This window comes from Syntrophus buswellii (assembly GCF_046097065.1).
Classification (GTDB): Bacteria; Desulfobacterota; Syntrophia; order Syntrophales; family Syntrophaceae; genus Syntrophus; species Syntrophus buswellii.
On record NZ_CP175563.1, the window covers coordinates 1,799,029 to 1,817,716 of the forward strand.

An 18,688-nucleotide genomic window follows, 5' to 3' on the forward strand; every position below is an offset into this window, starting at 1 on the left:
ATGCACCGTTAAATGGTGCATTTTTTATTTCTGCTGTTTCAAAAAGGGGGATATTTTTTTAATTGAACAAGCATTTGTCATCGCTTATTGCTTTGCAGAACATGGATGCTGAGGCGGGAAAGCTGAAAAAACAGAAGAATGACCTTCCGTTGCGCCTTAAACAACTGGATGAGGCAAACGAGAGATACAACCTTGAGTTTGAAGAAAACAAGAAACGATACGATGACGTTTTAGCACAGCACAAGGAACTGGAATCCAGGCTAAAAAAAGGTTCGGACTCTTTGAGCAAAGCAAAGGATCGACTTGGCGAAGTCAAGACAAACAAGGAATACCAGGCGATACTCAAGGAAATAGAAAGCATTGAGACGAAAAACAGTGAAGTTGAAACGGAGATCATCTGTCTGCTGGAAGAAATAGATACCCGCAAAGGGATTTTTCAGGAGAAGGAAAAGGCAAAAGAGCAGCATAACCGTCAATATGAGGTTGAAAGACAGAATATCGCCAGGGAGATTGATTCTCTGGATGAAAAGATTCTGATGTGCTCCCAGGAGCTCAAAAAGATCCTGGAAAGCATCCCCAAAGATCTTACCAAGCGCTATGATATGATCAAAGCGGTGAATCATGGAACAGCCGTTGTCTCCGTATGGAAAGGCGTCTGCGGAGGCTGCTTCATGAATATCCCCCCCCAGCTTTACAATGAACTCCAGAAAACCGATGATCTGATCTCCTGCCCGAACTGCAGCAGAATTATTTATTGGCAGAACAAGGAATAAGAGACCAACGCCGCCCAGTGGCGCTTTGACATAGAGTAAATCTGTCGAACTTGCTTCGGATGCTGTGCCGCAGATCGAGATACGGATTTTTCCTTCCCGATCAGTCCTTTCTTGAAGCTTCTCTCCCCCTTTTTTTCCAGGGATATTTTTTCCGGATGTGTGCAAATCGATGGACTATTCTCCGAATCGGACGGGCAATCGCCCCTTAGCCCGATTGAAGGCCGTACGGAAAAGATTTGAAAAGAATGTCCAGTGCCGTTAAAATGCAATCTTAAACGGGTGTTGGAGTAGATCAGATGATCGCTGGCCTGCATGTCAGGCGAGAGGAAAGTCCGGGCTCCGCAGGGCAGGATGGTCGCTAACGGCGACTGGAGGCGACTCTAAGGAAAGTGCCACAGAAAAAATACCGCCCGATGTGATCGGGTAAGGGTGAAAAGGCGAGGTAAGAGCTCACCGTTTTCCGGGTGACCGGAAAAGCTTGGTAAACCCCATCCGGAGCAAGACCGAATAGGAGAACATTGTAGAGCGGCCCGCTCGACGTTCTCGGGTAGTGTCGCTGGAGACAGCAGGCAACGGCTGTCCTAGATGAATGATCATCGCCATATTCCGGGAGACCGGGATGTGGAACAGAACCCGGCTTACGGTCTGCTCCGACCCCGTTTTCAACACTTGACCGGAATCCCCTCGGCTCTGCCTTTCCCTCTTTTCCGGACAAATGCCGACACCCCGGGAAGAAGCAATCCCGAGAATCAGGTAGAGTGGCACAACGGGCTCTATCACCATCTCTGAAATAAGATACGGCCATAGTGCAGGCAGATGCTACATCCTGTTCTGCACTATGGCCGTAAACGTTTTCGGCCCGGATTATCCGGCAACCATCATGGCTCGGTATCCTGCCTGCGGGTTATCTAGGATATGCCGAGAGTTTTTTCCATCTCCAGAAGATCGATGGTCGTTTTAATGACCGTATCGGCATTGAGTGAGATGCTGTTGATTCCGCATTCCACCAGGAAGCGGGCGAATTCCGGATAATCACTGGGAGCCTGACCGCAGATTCCGATCTTCTTTCCCATCGCCTTTGCCTTTGCAATCGCCGTCCGGATCAGTTCCTGCACGGCGGCATTTCTCTCATCAAAAATGTGGGAAATTTCGGCGGAGTCTCTGTCCAGCCCAAGGGTCAGCTGGGTCAAGTCGTTGGAACCGATGGAGAAGCCATCGAAGATCTTGCCGAATTCTTCGATCAGAATGACGTTGCTGGGAATCTCCACCATCATGTAAACTTCCAGGCCATTTTCCTTCTGGACCAGCCCTTTTCCCGCCAGCACGCCGAGGACCTTTTTCCCCTCATCAACCGTTCGGCAGAACGGAATCATGAGCTTTACATTCGTGAGTCCCATTTCATTCCGAACTTTTTTCATGGCTTCGCATTCCAGGGCAAAGGCATCGCGATACTTGTCGTCATAATATCTCGAGGCCCCCCGGAATCCGATCATGGGGTTTTCCTCTTTTGGTTCAAAGTAAGAGCCGCCCATCAGGTTCGCATATTCATTGCTCTTGAAATCGCTCATGCGCACAATGACATCGTTGGGGTAGAAGGCGGCACCGATTTTTGCGACGCCCTGTGCCAGGACATCGACGAAGAAGTCGCTCTTCTTCTCGTAGCCCTTTGTCCTCCTCTCGATTTCCTTGCGGGTGGCTTCATCGTTCACCCGGTCGAAATGAATCAGCGCAAGCGGATGGATGCTGATGAAGTTGTTGATGATAAATTCCAGCCGCGCCAGTCCGACGCCGTCGTTGGGAATGGCCGCCAGCGAAAAGGCATTGTCCGGACTCCCCACATTCAGCATGATCTTGGTCTTCGGACGCTCCATATTCTGAACGTTGACCGTCTGCACTTCATATTTCAGCAGGCCCTCGTAGACATTTCCCACTTCACCTTCCGCACAGGACACCGTTGCCTGGGTAACGCCCACCAATTTTTCCGTGGCATCTGCACTGCCGACGATGCAGGGAACTCCAAGCTCGCGGCTTACGATTGCGGCGTGACAGGTTCTTCCTCCCTTGTTGGTGACAATGGCTGCCGCGATTTTCATAACGGGTTCCCAGTCAGGATCCGTCATATCGGTCACCAGGACTTCTCCCTTCTTGAAATTGCGGATATCCGTGACGGATTCGATGATGTTGACCGGTCCCGAACCGATCTTCGATCCGACGCTCGTGCCCGTGACCAGCGGGGTGCCCTGCTCAAGAAGCACATAACTCTCCAGGATGCTGGCATCCTTCTGTGATTCCACCGTTTCCGGCCGTGCCTGAAGAATGAAGAGCTCACCGGTTACACCGTCCCTGCCCCATTCGATGTCCATGGGCTTGAAGTATCCCGCCTGCTGGGAATAATGGTCCTCGATGATGGCTGTCCAGCGGGCCAGGGTGAGAACTTCCTCTTCCGTTACGCAGAAGCGCTCCCGCTCCTCCGGAGAAGTCGGAACGATCTCGGTGGGTTTGTCGCCGCCAGTGGCATAAATCATCTTTATTTCCTTGGACCCGAGCTTTTTCTGAAGAATGGGTTTAAACCCCTGCTTCAGGGTCGGCTTGAAGACGTAATACTCATCAGGATTGACGATCCCTTGAACAACTGTCTCTCCCAGTCCGTGGGCCGCCGTCACCAGGATGGCATCCTTGAAGCCCGATTCCGTATCGATGGAAAAAATGACGCCCGAGGCGCCCACGTCGGAGCGGACCATTTTCTGTACGCCGATTGACAGCGAAACGGACATGTGGTCAAAGCCTTTGTCGACACGGTAGGAAATGGCACGATCTGTAAACAGCGAGGCAAAACATTTTCGGCACGCATCGATCAGCGCTTCATTTCCCCGGATGTTGAGATAGGTTTCCTGCTGTCCCGCAAAGCTGGCATCCGGCAGGTCTTCGGCTGTAGCCGAACTGCGGACGGCCACGTCCGTATTCTCGCCATACTCCTGGCAGAGCTTCTGGTAACTGTCGATAACCTCCTTTTTGAGGTCTTCCGGAAATTCAATATTATAAATCAGCGAACGGATCTGCTTTCCCTTGGAGCTGAGATTCTGCAGATCATGTGTATCCAGATCGGAAAGAATCTTGTGGATCTGATCACTCACCCCGGCTGATTTCAGAAGATACTGATAGGCGTGCGCCGTAACGGCATACCCGTCAGGAATATTAACCCCCTTGGGGCGGAGTTCACGTCTCATCTCTCCAAGAGAAGCGTTCTTTCCTCCGACTTGGGGTATATCTTTCAACTCTAGATCATCAAACCATATCACAAGTTTATCTTCCATTTTACCCCCTTCTCCCTAAGGACACTGATGTTTGATCTGCCATTATATCCTCCTAATGCTGTTGTTTATTGTGCGTCTTGCGTGGAATGTACTTGATGGGATGTGTATGAACATACATCTTTTCTTATATACCAGCCATAGACGATAAAGTCAATTAAAATATTGATTAATAACATAATTTTACTGCATTTAATATGATTACAACATAGCTATAATGAGAGCGCTGAAATGAATATAAACCTCATGTCATGAATATTAAGATAAAAAAAGCCGGTCAAATAACCGGCTTTTTTTATTTCCCTTGAATCTGCTGAAGAACCTCGTCTCAGCTTTTTTCTCCGTGAAGAATTTTTTTGATACATTCTTCAGCCCAGTGCAACACCGCACCAAAACAACGTCAGCAGAGATTGAATTCCTCTCGCGTCAAGCCCTCTCTTCCGGTTGCCGGCTGTTTTTAGTGGCTTCGAAAAGCCCTCGTTAAACAACCCGTGACCGGCAGCACGCCTTAACCGGCGATGAAGTACTTCATGTAGGGGTTCGCATACAGAAGAACCAGCGAAACGACCAGAGCGTAAATGGCGACTGATTCAGCCATGGCCATACCGACCAGCATGGTCATCATTACTTTGCCCTGGACACCGGGATTTCTTCCGACAGCCTGGCAGGCGCCGCTTGCGGCATTACCGATACCGGCACCGGCTCCGATGGCTCCGCCGCCGATCGCGATTCCAGCACCAACCATGGCGCCGACTGCAAAGATAACCTTAATGTAGGACTCGCTGCCTGGCGCAGCAGCTTCAGCGGCGCAGACTACCGACGCCGTCAAGAGCACGGCCGCCATTGTTAAGCATGTAACCATTGTTTTCCGAATCTTTGTGATCATCTTCTTTCTCCTTTTCTCCTTAAATAGTTCTTATTCCTTTGCTCCCCCTCATCAAAATACATGATACCGGGAGACTGAGGAACCATCTAGGCGGCTATGCGTAGCAAAACACGCACCATTCTTTGTCATGCGGGTTATATATTTGTTAATCACTCGTTAATACGTGCTGTTTTGAAAATTTTCACTCTCGTCAGCTTCACCGGGGATGGCTGCCAATAACACATTTCATTGAATGCAACATTAAAAATGAATGGGCGGATTGAACGAAAATTGAAACACAACAGAGCGCATGACGGCCCTTCCAGAAGCCCTGTGAGGAAATCGTCACGGGTCTGTTACTCATTGATAGTACAAGGCAATCATCATTTCCAATCCTGTTCGGAAATCAGCCTTTTTGTCTTGACAGTCATGCATTGTTCATGTTAAAGCCACGCCACTTCGATTAAGGAAGGAGATTGAGAGCATTGACTAAGATTTTGGAGAAAGTGGATTTATCTGAGAATGTGGTCAAGATGGTACTTGACGCCCCCGCAATAGCCAAAAAACGAAAGGCGGGTCAGTTTATAGTCCTCAAGATCGACGAAAAGGGGGAAAGAATTCCCCTGACGACCGTGGACGCGGACCCCGAAAAGGGGACCCTGACCATCATATTCCAGGTCGTAGGAAAAACGACGGCCAAGCTGGCAACAATGAAAGCGGGCGATGAATTGATGGATCTGCAGGGGCCGATGGGGAGGCCCACCCATCTTGAAGGCGTCAAGAATGCCGTCTGCGTTGGTGGAGGAGTCGGTGTGGGAGTTGTTTATCCCATCGGAGCCGCCCTGAAAAAGCAGGGGGCGAAGGTTACATCCATCATTGGTGCTCGAAACAAGGAGTTGCTTATCCTGGAAGAGGAAATGAAGGGCATCAGCGACAATCTGATCGTGACAACCGATGATGGAAGTTATGGCATTCATGGGTTTGTCAGCGATGCTTTGAAGACGTTGATTGAATCCGGTGAAAAGATCGATGAAGTCTTCGCAATCGGCCCGGTGCCCATGATGAAGGCCGTGGCGGCAGTAACAAAGAATTATGGCATCAAGACCACGGTCAGCCTGAATTCCATCATGGTGGATGCGACAGGCATGTGCGGTGCCTGCCGTGTGGCGGTTGGCGGAGAAACTAAGTTCGCCTGTGTCGATGGCCCTGAATTTGATGGCCATGCCGTTGATTTCGATCTGCTGGCGAGCCGTTTGAGAATGTATATGACCCAGGAAAAAGAATCGATGGACAATTACAGGTGTGAATGCCATGGAAAATAACGAAAAGAAAGAAAAAAAAGAAAAAGTACCGCGGCATAAGATGCCGGAGCAGGATCCCAAGGTAAGGATCCACAACTATAACGAAGTCCCTATCGGCTATTCGGAAGAAACGGCCATGAAGGAGGCGGAACGCTGCATTCAGTGCAAGAAACCGGGTTGCCGCACCGGCTGTCCGGTAGGCGTTGACATCCCCGCCTTTGTAAAACTGATTGCCGAGGGGAAATTTATCGAAGCCGCCTGGAAGCTGAAGGAAGACAGTGCGCTTCCTGCAGTGTGCGGCCGTGTCTGTCCGCAGGAGAGTCAGTGCGAGAAATTCTGCATCCTTGGTAAAAAGGATGAGCCTGTGGCCATCGGTCGTTTGGAACGGTTCGCCGCAGACTTCGAGCGGAACAGCGGTCAGGTAAAGATTCCTGAAATTACTGCCAAGAACGGCAAGAAGGTGGCTGTTGTCGGAGCAGGTCCTGCAGGACTTACCGTTGCCGGCGACCTGATCAAACTGGGGTACGAGGTGACGATTTATGAAGCCCTTCATAAACCGGGAGGAGTGCTCGTTTACGGCATCCCCGAGTTCCGTCTCCCCAAAAGCATCGTTGAAGCGGAGATCAACTATCTCGAGAAACTGGGAGTCAAGGTTGTGTGCAATGCGGTGATCGGCCGGCTGGAGACCATCGATGAGCTTTTTGCGGAAGGCTACGATGCCGTCTTCCTGGGTGTGGGCGCCGGAGCCCCCGTTTTCATGGGTATACCGGGAGAAAACCTCAGCGGCATCTACTCGGCCAACGAGTACCTGACCCGCTCCAACCTGATGAAGGCCTATCTGTTCCCCGAATATGACACGCCCATTGTCCGCGGAAAGAATGTCGCTGTCATCGGTGGCGGCAACGTGGCCATGGACTCCGTGAGAACCGCCCTTCGTCTCGGCGCGGACAATGCCTACATTATTTACCGGCGCAGTGAAGTCGAACTTCCCGCAAGAGCAGAAGAAGTTCATCACGCAAAGGAAGAAGGCGTCCAGTTCAAACTGTTGACCAATCCTGTCGAATACATCGGAGATGCGAACGGCTGGGTTACGGGAATTAAGTGCGTCGAAATGGAACTTGGCGAACCCGATGAATCCGGTCGCCGGAGACCCGTCGAAAAGAAGGGGTCTGAATTCGTCATCGATGTGGACACGGTCGTTGTTTCCGTGGGAACCAACGCCAACCCGATCATCCCCATGACAACGCCCGGTCTTGAAACGAACAAGTGGGGCTACATCGTGGCCGACGAGGAAACTGGAAAAACGAGCCGCGAGGGCGTTTACGCTGGCGGTGATATCGTCACCGGATCAGCAACCGTCATCCTGGCCATGGGTGCCGGGAAGAAGGCCGCTGCATCAATCCACGAATATCTTTCCAATAAATAGAATCAGGAAAAACGAGGAGAGATCCTCAGCCTTTTAAAACAAAACCCTTCCCTCAGCGTTCTTTGGGGGGAAGGGTTTTTTCTATCGTTATCGCCACACGTCGCACAGACACAGAGGCCTCATCAATCAAAGCCCAAATAGGGCATCGGAGGCAAATAGCCACTGTTCTCCCACATCCTCGCCGCTTCCGAGATGGAGATCCCCTCTGGTTGGCAACGCTCACCGTCATGCTCTCGCGGCCGCAGCATACGGCATCCATAGGGGCGTTCCTGCCAGGACAGTTCGCAACCGTTATCATTGTGGAAGATGCAACCAGCCATCCGGTCACGATATTTGTAATGCGGACGAATCACCCGAGCCCTTATGTCTGAATCCAAGAGCAGGATTACACCGTACTTGCAGCTGTTCAATGCCTCCATGACCGCCTCCGCGGACCCAAACTCCGAAGGCAGACAGTGTCCGGGCTGTATCTGACAGCATTTACCTCTGCAGCGCACGCACATCTCGGTCTCCCGGTATCCTTCTTTCATTTCCCCGGCACTTACCGGATTCCCTGATAAAAATGAATGATCTTCGGCCATGGTATGTTTGTCCTTTGCTGACAACAGCTTCTGAAATCGTGAGAACTCTTTTAAAGAAAAGAGGAGCCATGTAATACTTTATTAGGATCATCTGGTTGCTGAATTTTTTCCTTGATTATGTTGAATCCGTTTTTCAATGACTTTATCTACCAAAGCGACGAAAAAATTGATCATTCACTTGATTTCTTAATGTTCGAGAATAGCTGTCATATTCAGTGAACAGCCCGATGTGGACCCTCATGCCGGTGGGTGTGGAAGGGGTTTGGAAGGCTGAAGAAGAGCCCCCCCGCCCACTCGATTAGCCATCATTCATTCGTTGGCTAACATCAAATAGCCTCGCATACCTTAGTGAGAATCTCTTGCCGACTCTGCTCGTCTTGTTTTTGGAAAAATTCACGAATTTGCCTTTTTACGTCTTCCTTGTCAACCAGATCACACAAGGCCTCAATTGCTTCCTCTCCACCCCCCCCAAAAAACTGACCCCTCGGGTAACGCATGGTTTGGTGTGTCAATTCCAAAACCACCTTCAATGCACCATATTGTTTCTCTGCCTTTATCATACGCGCCACAGGCGGAATGAAACGATCGAGCACGTAAGGTAAATAACCCAAGCCCATGAAAAAGCCGATTTCATGGAGTTTCTCATCGATGAGTTTATAATGCGCCGCATCATCAGATGGTGAGGTTTCTTCAAGTATCAATCTTGCTATGCCGAAAGTATTGATAATCTCAGTGAGCACTGCCTCGCGTCCAAGCATATTATCGGGAGTGACATGCCTATCCCAACATGGCGCATAGGGAAAGGACACGGGAATAGGAGGCTTGTCTAACGGTGGGTAAACTAGTTCCTTATCCTGATCGGTAGTCATTTCTTTGTATGGAATGCGAATCCTGGTATAGTATCGCGCATTCGTCTCTGACGACATTTGGACACATACATCCTCGGCGCCTTCCGCATGAGCGCCGTAGCGACGGAATGGTTCATTGTTAAGCTGCAAAAGTGGATAATGAAATGTATTAGGGGACAGCCTGACTTTAAGCCGAAGGAAAATAGGAGGTGCCGCTGGTGCGGTGTAATCGATTTTCGTTTCTGGTTCACACTTTTCAACAATCAAATTCATCTCAGGAACTTTTACGGCTCCACCACCTATATTCATCAGACAAAAGTTCAGTTCATTATCAGATACCGGATATTTGGGATTATATTCAGGCTCACTGATTATAAGCTTAGGTACAGTCAATGCGCTTTTCGTCTCTTCGACCAATTTTACAACAGAGCCAATAAGAGCATTCAGACGGTCTACATCCTCGCCTAATGCAGTCAGCCCATGAAGAAAATCATCGTCAGAACGTTGCATATCCTGTAGAAGTTCCAAAACATCCCCTATGCCCGGTCCGCCTGCAGCTCTTGACTTTAGTGCTTGTTTGACCGCTTTCGAAAGAATCGTGCCCACCAGGGGCACCGGTATTTTTTTTAGTTCCTCGCTGAGCAATTCAACTGCTGTTTCTTTGGCGGCTTCAGCCAAATCACGTGGAAATTTGGATAGTATTCCGTCGACTTGCTTTCGTGCTTCTGTGAGCCATTCCATTTTCAGCCTCCTTGATAGGCATTTTGGGAATCTTGGTGCAAGAGATGGCTAATAATTAATATCCGAACTTCGCTTTTTTCCGATTTATTGTTACCATAATTAGGAATTTAAATTTTTTAAAATAAGTTTTATGTCTTATATTTTCATACATATAGCAATCTACGGAACTTCGAATATCATGGAAATAAGGACTAAAAGCGATCTTCTTAATTTATGGAAATTTTGTCAAAGATTGTCGTTCGAAATCAAGTAATTTTATCCATAGCGACGCGTAACTGACTAGAGGTGGTCTGGGTGGTCAATTTTGGGTTATCACAACCACCAGACAAACTGTTTAAACTGTCTATCTGGATTCCATGGATCCCAATCCCACTATTGCCATAACTCCCAATCGAATTAACGCCAAAGAAATGAGTCAAAGAAATGATTTCTATCCAATGTCAAAATTGATAAGCAACTATTTTTAGTTTTCTCTTTACGGCAATGAAATTGAATTCTGTAAGGAACACGATAGGCATCCGGAAAAATCTTTCAAGGGTTCCTTCAACATCCGTCTCACCTCAGAACTTCATCAAATACTTGTGTAGCACGCCTTGTCGGAAGGGTTGACACTGAATAATTTTGTATGATCGTCTGCATCGTTAAGTCCGCTCACCATGGGTTCGATTCCCATGCACTCCCGCCATTTATTCAATAATTTCAAAATATATTCTGGGCATGAAAAGAACACGGAACGAACATGCTTTGCTGTGATTGGCCGAATTCGTCCTACGGCATAAAAAAAAGAGAGTACGAATAATCCGTATCCTCTTTTTTATTGGTCGGGGCTGCTGGATTTGAACCTGAATAACGTTGCAATATAATCTATCAATTTAAATATAAGTATGTAAAAAAAGATTTAGTGGCTATCTAGAGGCTTTCTAAGAACATATGAGCCTCAATGGATCAAATACGCTCCTGAGACGTTAGTTCAAAAAACCCCGACGGATTTCTCCATTGGGGGTTTTTTGATAATGCAAGTTCAGACTATTGGTTAATTATTTCTTTGATTATTTGTTCACATCCAGCCATGATTTCATCAAATACTACCGGGGGGACATCGAGTCCCAATTCTTCGAAATGCTTTTCGCCTTGAGTCTTAATTTCTTTCAACGTTGCCAGGGGGTCTTCGGTTGCCAAACATTCTCCGATAACATCGTTGAATGCCAGTATCATCTGCTTCTTCTGTTCTTTTTTCTTTTGCCTTTTATTCATATGAAGTATCTCCTTTGCCTTCTTATTAACATATCGTCTCCAAGGGACGAAATAAATTAAGCTGTTTGTTCATATATTTTCCCCGATTTGATTACAAAATAAAAAAAGGGCTATGGCATACCCATAACCTCTTGATAATATTGGTCGGGGCGGCAGGATTTGAACCTGCGACATCCTGCTCCCAAAGCAAATATTTTACCCCATCAAACCGTCTCGTACCATTTCAAAAATCCATTTATCAATTTCATATTCCCTTGACATTCAATAATTTACAGCCTATATATCTTTTCATGACGGTTCAATCGGTACGCTGTTATGCATAAATATTTTGTACCCCGATTGTACCCCGAAAAATCTGCGGAGGTGACAGGATGTCTCTTACCGACCTTGCAATCAAGAAACTGAAGCCGGAAGAAAAGAGATATGAAGTATCAGATCGAGGGGGGCTGTTCATCAGGATCAGTCCGACCGGACATAAATCATGGATCTTCCGCTATCGCTTCGGAAGCGACAAAAAACCGCGACGGTTGACCTTTGGTGACTATCCGACGGTTTCACTGGCAAGAGTGCATGAACTCCATGCAAAGGCGCTCCAGGACATCGACAAGGGAATTGACCCTGGGGCTGTTGTTCAGGAACAAAAAACCGCACACAAAGCAGCGCCGACATTTCAGGATCTTCTTGAAGAATTTTGGGAGAAGGAACTCTCGAAATCTCCGACGGCAGACGAAAGGAAACGTCTGGTTGTGAAAGACGCCCTCCCCTCTTGGGCGTCTCGGAAAGTCAAGTCCATAACCAGGCGGGACGCCGTGTTGCTGATTGATGATGTCAGAGAACGCGCTCCCGTTACCGCAAACCGATTGCAGGGCGTCCTTGTCCGGATGTTCAATTTTGCCAGTGAACGGGGAATTATCGACGCTTCCCCACTTGCCGGAATGCGACGCGGCAAGGAGAATTCAAGGGCAAGAATTCTAACCGATGAGGAAATCAAGATTCTTTGGAGTGCTCTTGATGGAGATAACAGAGAAATTGACTTTTTCTCTACAAGCAAGCTGGCTCTGAAAGCCATTCTCCTTTCCGGGCAACGACCGGGGGAAGTCCTGGGCATGACCCGCAACGAAATAGACGGCGATTTCTGGACCATTCCATCCGCGAGGACCAAAACGCGAGCAGAAAACCGGGTGCCGATTCTCCCCATGCTGGCGGATGTGATCGAACAGGCAAAAGCGATATCTGGCGATTCTCCTTATATTTTTCTTTCGTCACGAGGAAAAGGAGAGGACAGACCTTTGCGGGTCCAAACACTGGCGAACGCACTCCGGCGGCATACCGCTTCAATGGGTATTCCTGAAAGATTTACGCCTCATGACTTACGGCGGACCCTTCGGACCAAACTTGCTGAGCTGGGCGTCTCTGATATGGTTGCCGAACAGATCTTAGGTCACAAGCTGCAAGGCGTAATGGGAATTTATAATCGACATTCCTATGATATCGAGAAGAAACACGCCTTGGGCCTGTGGGAGCAGCGTCTCCGTGAAATCCTGGGAATTTCTGAAGCTGTTTCAAACGTCATTCCCTTTGAGGTGCGCCATGGATGAAGAAAAAAAACCGAGCCCGCATGAATTAGAAATGCTTTTACCCACTGAAGGGGCTGGTCATTCTGAGATGAAACAGCTTTACGGCTGGACCTTCGATGAAGCCTGGGAAGCACATGAAGCTTGGGAAGCAGAAAATGGAACTCCGTTTGATGACCGAATAGATGACTTAAAAGCGGGGAAAATAACTTCAAAAAAGCTTGTACGGGGGCCGTTCTTTAGATGGCAGGGAGCACAAGAGCTTGTGGAACTTTATGAAGTATATCGGGCTGGAAATAGATCTGCGATAATCGACGCTCTTTATGTCTGCTCTTTAAATTCTTTGCCAATTCCTTACTGGTGTGAAATGGCTTTCTTATCTTCTTACCGGCAGGTAACACAGTTCAGAGCCAAAAGCTGGGATGATGTTTTCGGACGCCCTCACAAGAAAGGGACGCACCTTGCAACCAAAAGACAAGACCGCGAGAAAAGTCTTTCTGTTTATTATCGAATTAAGGAAATCAAGAGAGCGGACCCTTCCATTCCTATTGATGGATTTTTATTTGAAAAAGTCGGCAAAGAATTCGGTATTGGAGGAAAGACACTTACTGAGGAATATTATTACAAATGGAAAAATAAATTGAATAGTAAATAATAACGATCACTTAATCATTCCCGCGAAAATCGAAAAACTTTCGGGAATACAATCAATATTCAATCCGCTACATTGCCGTTCAGGTCATACTTGAACGGCATTTTTTATGCCGTGAATACAGCTTCCCGGAAAGGCAGTGGCGATGGAGAGGAAATTAAGAAAAATTATTCGTTATCCAGTGGTTGAGAAAATGACTGGCCTATCGCGAGTAACCATCTGGAGGATGGTTAAAGCCGGTACGTTTCCTAAACCAATTCAGCTTGGCAGTGGAAGCGTCGGTTTTTTCGAGGATGAGTGTGTCGAATGGCAGGAAGAGAAAGCGGCCAGCAGAGGATAGCATGACGATATACGGAAGAGATAGGCACCGCGAGCCGATAAGCCGGGAACCCCACGCCCGGTTTCTCTTCCATACTTTTTTGGTAGTGGGGAAAACGGATAGTGGGGACCATGTCGAAAAAGCCAAACGACAATGGAATTGAGGGCGGCTTTGTATTCCTACCCTGGAAGGTTTTGAACTCTGAGGCATATAAAAATCTTTCAGGCAGTGCGGCAAAGATGCTTCCATATTTTCTTGGTAAATTACGAGGGAAGCAGCTCTCGAACTGGAAGGAACCAAGGCGATACCTTGAAACTTTCACTTTTTCTTATCCGGAGGCGGAACGGTATGGCTGTACGAGAAAAACATTCTCAAGAGTGATCGAAGAGCTTGAGGACGCGGGTTTTATCAAGTGCGTTGAGCATGGAGGCCTGAGGGGAAAGGGGAAGGGCTACAATAAATATCTCCTCTCAAGAGATTGGGAAAAACCTCCTAAACTTGCACCAGTACCAAAAAAGATCAAAAAACAGGACATCATTAACGTGCAAACACAAAAACTCAGGAATGAGCTGGAAGCAAGCAAGGACATACGGATGAGCTTTTTTGACCAACTGGAAGGCAGATAATCATAAGTGTCATTTCTCTACTTGTATAAGTAGATTTTTGTCCCTTGAAATGGTGATTTTCGGGGCCAAATCAGCCGATTTATAAGGGACATTTCTCTACTCCATTCTATCATTTAAAGGGGGTACCCTTTCCGGGTTTCCGGTCAAAGGTAAAAAAAAAGGTTTTAAGGGGTAAAAAACGCGGGCGCCCCGAAATTGAGTGATAAAAAAAGGAGATCACAATGTCAGAAGAGCAGAAAGAAGTGAAAGGCACATTCAAGTTTGACAAGGATACGAAGCGGTTTCATCGATTCCAGGTAGAGGTTGAAGGCGGCATAACTGGGAGCGTCTTTATTCCGAAGGATGCAGATATACCCAAGGTAATCACCATGGAATACACCAAGAAGCAAGCCTAAGAGTAATGGCAAATCGACCCCGAAAATACTGCTCATCATTCCCTTGCCGGAACATGGCAGAGCCCGGATCATCTTATTGCCTGGAGCATCGACCGGCCAGGTCACCAAAGGAAACAGACCCCTTTTATCTGTCGGTGGCATGGCGGCGATTCAGGACGTGGTATCTCGGGCAGCATCCGCTATGCGAACAGTGCGAACGTGAAGGCAGGCTGACCCCTGCGGCAATGGTGGACCATGTTGTCGAACTGAAGGACGGCGGCGACCGTCTATCTGAAGATAACGCGATGGCCTGTTGCTGGAAGTGCCATGGGATCAAGACAGCAGCGGAGAAAAACAGACGAAAAAATCATCAGTAATCTAGCGTAGATAACCGCGTGGGTAGTCAAACAGTGAGTTAATTTGAAAAATGGGTAAAAGAGGACCAACAACAGCAGCCGCAAAATCGACCAAGCAGAGGCGACCAAGCCGTGCAAAGCGCCTCCCATGGGACCGGAAAAAGTATTCCAGGGCTGAAAAGGTGATTGCCTTCATCGAGTGGTTGCCGATTACGGCCGGCATGCATGCAGGGCAGAAAATGGTCCTTCGGGAATGGCAGAAAGATATCGTCAAGGCGATCTATGCGACTGATAGCCAGGGGCTTCGACAGGTCCGAACTGCTCTTGTCACCCTTCCGAGAAAGAACGGCAAGACGGCGCTCGCAGCGGCCCTTGCATTGTGTCACCTTTTGGGGCCGGAATCAGAACAACGTGGTCAAGTTTTCTCTGCAGCTTCGGATCGTGAGCAAGCGGCGATCATCTACCGGGAGATGGAGGCGATCATCCTAATGGTGCCCGAATTTGCTGCACGATGCCACATTCAGGCTTTTCACCGTACAATTACCGATACCGTAACAGGCAGCGTTTACCGGGCCATGAGCGCCGACGCCAGGAAAGCCCATGGCTTGAGCCCTTCCTTTATGGCCTATGATGAACTCTCACAATCAAAAGACCGGGAACTTTACGACAACCTGACTACTGGAACCGGGGCCAGGAAAGAGCCCTTGATGATCGTTATCAGCACACAGTCTGCAGATTCAAATCACATCATGTCAGAACTGGTTGACTATGCCCTGAAGATCCAGGACGGCACCCTTCCGGCGGACCCTGCTTTTTATGGGTGCGTCTATGCGGCACCCGATGGTGCCGATCCCTGGAATGAAAAAGTCTGGTACGCCTGCAATCCTGCCCTGGATGACTTCAGATCCCTGGAAGAGATGAGGATTTTTGCAGAACAGGCAAAGAAGATACCGGCGAAAGAGAACGTGTTCAAAAATCTGTACCTCAATATGCGAGTCGATGCATCGGCAAAATGGATCTTATCAGCCGATTTCAATGCCTGCGTGGGGCCGTTTCCTGACCTCTCAGGGCGTGAATGCTATGCGGGCCTGGACTTATCCTCTACACAGGATTTAAGCGCTCTTTCGCTCTGTTTTGTCCCTCAGGAAGTCGATGAACCATTCTATACGATGCACTGGGCGTGGTGCCCTCGGGATGCTATCAAACGCCGGGCAAAGAATGACCGGGTGCCCTATGACCTGTGGCACAAGATGGAATACATCGAGGCGACGCCGGGGGCCGTGGTGGATTATTCTTTCATCCTGAAGAGGATCGAGGCCATAGGGAAGCAGTATGACCTGAAGGCGTTATTGTTCGATCGGTGGGGAAGTCAGAAGATCATCAAAGACCTTGAGGACATGGACCTGACGGTCCTGGAGTTTGGCCAGGGCTTCGCGTCGATGAGTCCGCCGGCAAAGGAGATGGAGAAACTCATCCTGGAAAGGAAGATCCGATTTCCTGACAATCCGGCGCTTTCCTGGTGTTTTTCAAACGTGATTGTCGAAACCGATGCAGCCGGAAACGTGAAGCCGTCGAAGAAGCGCAGTCGGGAAAAGATTGACATGGTTGTCAGTTCCATCATGGCGCTTGATGGCGCTCTCAGGAATCAGAAAAAGGAGGTTGCACCCTCAATAATGTGGATTTGATGCTGTAGAGCATCTTTAAAATCAGGCGGGCGACGGTCTAGCTAACCGGACCCCATACAAATTAAGGCAGGCTGAACGGAGCCGTTACCTCCGCAGTTCTGCCTTTTTTTGTGCCTGAAATCAAAAGCAACAAGGAGTCAAACGGAATGGAAAAACGAAACTTTGAAATTGATGTTGGAAGCATCAGAGCGGAATCACGGACCGTCTCGGCAAGCTTATCGAGCGAATTTCCCGTCATGAGGTACGACGGCGAAGAGATCTTAAGCCACAAGCCGGAAGCGGTTGACCTGAGCCGGGCACCCTTACCCCTTCTGAGGGCACACGACAACAGCAGCTTGCCCGTGGGCGTCGTGGAAAAGTTGGTTGTGGCTGACGGCAAATTGAAGGGTGAGATCCGTCTTTCATCGAACCAGGAAGCCTTATGGGCCGATATCCAGGACGGCATTCTTAGAAATCTGTCTATCGGATATCAGATCACGGAAAAGCAGAAAACAAAACGCGGATATATCGCAACAAGGTGGCGGCCTTATGAAGTGTCCCTTGTTGCGGCACCTGCAGACAACACCATCGGCATTGGCCGAAATCTTAATCAAAATGTGAACCATGGTTCACAAAGGAGCGAAAACAAGATGGATAGAAACGACATTCTTAAAGCGAGAAAGGCGGCGATTGATGAACTCTCCGAACTGGCCAAAAGCGGCGAGAACGCCGACCGCATGGAAGACCTCAAGGGCGAGATCCGTGCCTTTGATGCACGGCTGGAAGCCTTCGAAATGGCTGATACTGGCAAGAAGGACGGCAAGAGCTTTACTCCGGATCTTCAGAAAGAAAATCGTTCGCTGATTCAGTTTGTCGGCGGACCCGCTACCGACCGGACCTATGCCGGGATGTTCAACCAGGGGCGTAAGCTTGAAGTCAATGAAGAGGAAATCAGGGCTTTCCGGGCGTCGATGAAAGAAGGAACCCCATCTGCAGGAGGCTTTTCTGTTCCGGAACCTCTCGCGGCACAATGGCTTGATAGCTCAATCGAGGGCGAAATCATCAGACCGCGGGCGACCGTCTGGCCGATGGAGTCCGCGACGCGGAAGGTGCCCGGTTGGGATTGCAGCACTCAGACCGGCGGAAGCATGTTCGGCGGTTTTGCAATGGAATTTCTGGCCGAAGAGGGAACGGGGAACAAGCAGACCGGGAAACTCCGCGCAATCAATCTCTCCGCTAAAAAGGGCGCAATTTTCGTTGATGCGAGCAATGAGCTTGTCGAGGACGGCCTGGGATTCGATGCACAGCTTGACAGGGCAATGAGATCTTCCATCGGCTATGGCCTGGACAAGTATTTCATTTCCGGAACAGCCGGTCAGCCTTTGGGAATCCTGAACGATCCGGCGCTTATCACCGTCGCGAAGGAAGCCGGCCAGGTAAAGGACTCGATTATTTGGGAAAACATCTCGAAGATGTTCGCCCGGATGTATCCGGAAGGACGGAAACGGGCTGTGTGGCTTGTCAATAACAGCGCAATCCCTCAGCTTTTGAGCCTCACCATTGCAATCGGGACAGGCGGATCACATATCCCGGTTATGACGGAATCAAGCCGAGAATTCAAGATCCTGGGCCGTCCGGTTATTTTCACCTCTCACATGCCTGCCCTGGGGGATGCAAATGATATCTGCTTTGTGGACCTGAGCCAGTACGCGATCGGACTCCGCCGGGACGTGCGGCTTGAGAAATCCATCATTCCCGGATGGACGCAAGACCTGATGAGCTACCGGGCAATCCTCAGGTTTGACGGCCAGGGCACCTGGAGCGGTCCCATCACTCCGGAAAATGGCGACACCCTGAGTTGGGTTGTCGGCCTGGCGGAAAGAGCTTAACCATTGGGCGGATTCTGGGCCTTGCATCGTAGCGATACGGTGCAGGCACCAGACCGCCACACACATATAAGGAGCCAATGGAAACGTGCCAATTGGCACACTTTTAACATTCGACCGCCACACACATATAAGGA

At 49.0% G+C, this 18,688-nt stretch carries 17 protein-coding genes and 1 other RNA gene; 13 read left to right on the plus strand and 5 right to left on the minus strand.

The features are described from left to right. Positions 1-62: 62 nt before the first annotated feature. Both ACJ77P_RS08135 and rnpB read left to right on the plus strand, forming a co-directional pair. Positions 63-773 carry a zinc ribbon domain-containing protein gene (locus ACJ77P_RS08135; RefSeq protein ID WP_408997955.1) on the plus strand — a complete coding sequence of 237 codons (711 nt, stop codon included), beginning with the start codon at positions 63-65 and terminating at the stop codon, positions 771-773. A 284-nt stretch (positions 774-1,057) separates the two neighbouring features. Beyond that, an RNA gene (gene rnpB / locus ACJ77P_RS08140) (RNase P RNA component class A) lies at positions 1,058-1,429 on the plus strand. Between the two features lie 252 nt (positions 1,430-1,681). Here the strand turns inward: rnpB and ppsA are convergent. Together ppsA and atpE are read right to left on the minus strand one after the other, a co-directional pair. Continuing rightward, on the minus strand, positions 1,682-4,087 hold the full coding sequence (gene ppsA / locus ACJ77P_RS08145) for a phosphoenolpyruvate synthase (RefSeq protein WP_367359095.1): 2,406 nt from the start codon (positions 4,085-4,087) through the stop codon (positions 1,682-1,684). Positions 4,088-4,592: 505 nt separating this feature from the next. Continuing rightward, positions 4,593-4,970 (minus strand): ATP synthase F0 subunit C, encoded by a 378-nt coding sequence (gene atpE / locus ACJ77P_RS08150; RefSeq protein ID WP_367359094.1) that lies wholly within the window; start codon positions 4,968-4,970, stop codon positions 4,593-4,595. 464 nt (positions 4,971-5,434) lie between these two features. On the opposite strand from atpE, the gene ACJ77P_RS08155 reads away from it, so the two are divergent. Beyond that, on the plus strand, positions 5,435-6,271 hold the full coding sequence (locus ACJ77P_RS08155; RefSeq protein ID WP_367359093.1) for a sulfide/dihydroorotate dehydrogenase-like FAD/NAD-binding protein: 837 nt from the start codon (positions 5,435-5,437) through the stop codon (positions 6,269-6,271). Next, positions 6,261-7,676, plus strand: coding sequence for an NADPH-dependent glutamate synthase (gene gltA / locus ACJ77P_RS08160; RefSeq protein ID WP_367359092.1), 1,416 nt, complete (start codon positions 6,261-6,263; stop codon positions 7,674-7,676). The genes ACJ77P_RS08155 and gltA overlap by 11 nt, the downstream gene beginning before the upstream one ends. A gap of 122 nt (positions 7,677-7,798) precedes the next feature. Here gltA and ACJ77P_RS08165 read toward each other — a convergent pair whose 3' ends face one another. Then, positions 7,799-8,095 (minus strand): hypothetical protein, encoded by a 297-nt coding sequence (locus tag ACJ77P_RS08165; protein ID WP_408997956.1) that lies wholly within the window; start codon positions 8,093-8,095, stop codon positions 7,799-7,801. A 488-nt stretch (positions 8,096-8,583) separates the two neighbouring features. Next, on the minus strand, positions 8,584-9,846 hold the full coding sequence (locus ACJ77P_RS08170) for a hypothetical protein (protein WP_367359090.1): 1,263 nt from the start codon (positions 9,844-9,846) through the stop codon (positions 8,584-8,586). Between the two features lie 488 nt (positions 9,847-10,334). Between ACJ77P_RS08170 and ACJ77P_RS08175 the strand changes: the two genes are divergently transcribed. Beyond that, positions 10,335-10,433 carry a toxin-antitoxin system HicB family antitoxin gene (locus tag ACJ77P_RS08175; protein WP_367359448.1) on the plus strand — a complete coding sequence of 33 codons (99 nt, stop codon included), beginning with the start codon at positions 10,335-10,337 and terminating at the stop codon, positions 10,431-10,433. A gap of 439 nt (positions 10,434-10,872) precedes the next feature. Here ACJ77P_RS08175 and ACJ77P_RS08180 read toward each other — a convergent pair whose 3' ends face one another. Next, positions 10,873-11,100 (minus strand): hypothetical protein, encoded by a 228-nt coding sequence (locus tag ACJ77P_RS08180; RefSeq protein WP_367359089.1) that lies wholly within the window; start codon positions 11,098-11,100, stop codon positions 10,873-10,875. A 371-nt stretch (positions 11,101-11,471) separates the two neighbouring features. Between ACJ77P_RS08180 and ACJ77P_RS08185 the strand changes: the two genes are divergently transcribed. The 8 genes from ACJ77P_RS08185 to ACJ77P_RS08220 all read left to right on the plus strand — a co-directional run bounded on the left by ACJ77P_RS08185 (position 11,472) and on the right by ACJ77P_RS08220 (position 18,554). Further along, the gene (locus ACJ77P_RS08185) at positions 11,472-12,698 is read left to right on the plus strand and encodes a tyrosine-type recombinase/integrase (protein ID WP_408997957.1); all 1,227 of its coding nucleotides are present in this window, start codon (positions 11,472-11,474) and stop codon (positions 12,696-12,698) included. Next, positions 12,691-13,329 (plus strand): hypothetical protein, encoded by a 639-nt coding sequence (locus ACJ77P_RS08190; RefSeq protein WP_408997958.1) that lies wholly within the window; start codon positions 12,691-12,693, stop codon positions 13,327-13,329. The genes ACJ77P_RS08185 and ACJ77P_RS08190 overlap by 8 nt, the downstream gene beginning before the upstream one ends. 142 nt (positions 13,330-13,471) lie before the next feature. Then, a complete protein-coding gene (locus ACJ77P_RS08195) occupies positions 13,472-13,666 on the plus strand; it encodes a helix-turn-helix transcriptional regulator (protein ID WP_408997959.1) in 195 nt (64 codons plus the stop codon). Positions 13,667-13,776: 110 nt separating this feature from the next. Next, on the plus strand, positions 13,777-14,271 hold the full coding sequence (locus ACJ77P_RS08200) for a hypothetical protein (RefSeq protein WP_408997960.1): 495 nt from the start codon (positions 13,777-13,779) through the stop codon (positions 14,269-14,271). A gap of 221 nt (positions 14,272-14,492) precedes the next feature. After that, on the plus strand, positions 14,493-14,666 hold the full coding sequence (locus tag ACJ77P_RS08205; RefSeq protein ID WP_408997961.1) for a hypothetical protein: 174 nt from the start codon (positions 14,493-14,495) through the stop codon (positions 14,664-14,666). Positions 14,667-14,719: 53 nt separating this feature from the next. Continuing rightward, positions 14,720-15,022: an HNH endonuclease signature motif containing protein gene (locus ACJ77P_RS08210; RefSeq protein WP_408997962.1), complete on the plus strand. Its 303-nt coding sequence runs from the start codon at positions 14,720-14,722 to the stop codon at positions 15,020-15,022. A 50-nt stretch (positions 15,023-15,072) separates the two neighbouring features. Next, positions 15,073-16,686 carry a terminase large subunit gene (locus ACJ77P_RS08215; protein ID WP_408997963.1) on the plus strand — a complete coding sequence of 538 codons (1,614 nt, stop codon included), beginning with the start codon at positions 15,073-15,075 and terminating at the stop codon, positions 16,684-16,686. A gap of 146 nt (positions 16,687-16,832) precedes the next feature. Continuing rightward, positions 16,833-18,554 carry a phage major capsid protein gene (locus ACJ77P_RS08220; RefSeq protein ID WP_408997964.1) on the plus strand — a complete coding sequence of 574 codons (1,722 nt, stop codon included), beginning with the start codon at positions 16,833-16,835 and terminating at the stop codon, positions 18,552-18,554. The last annotated feature ends 134 nt before the right edge of the window (positions 18,555-18,688 follow it).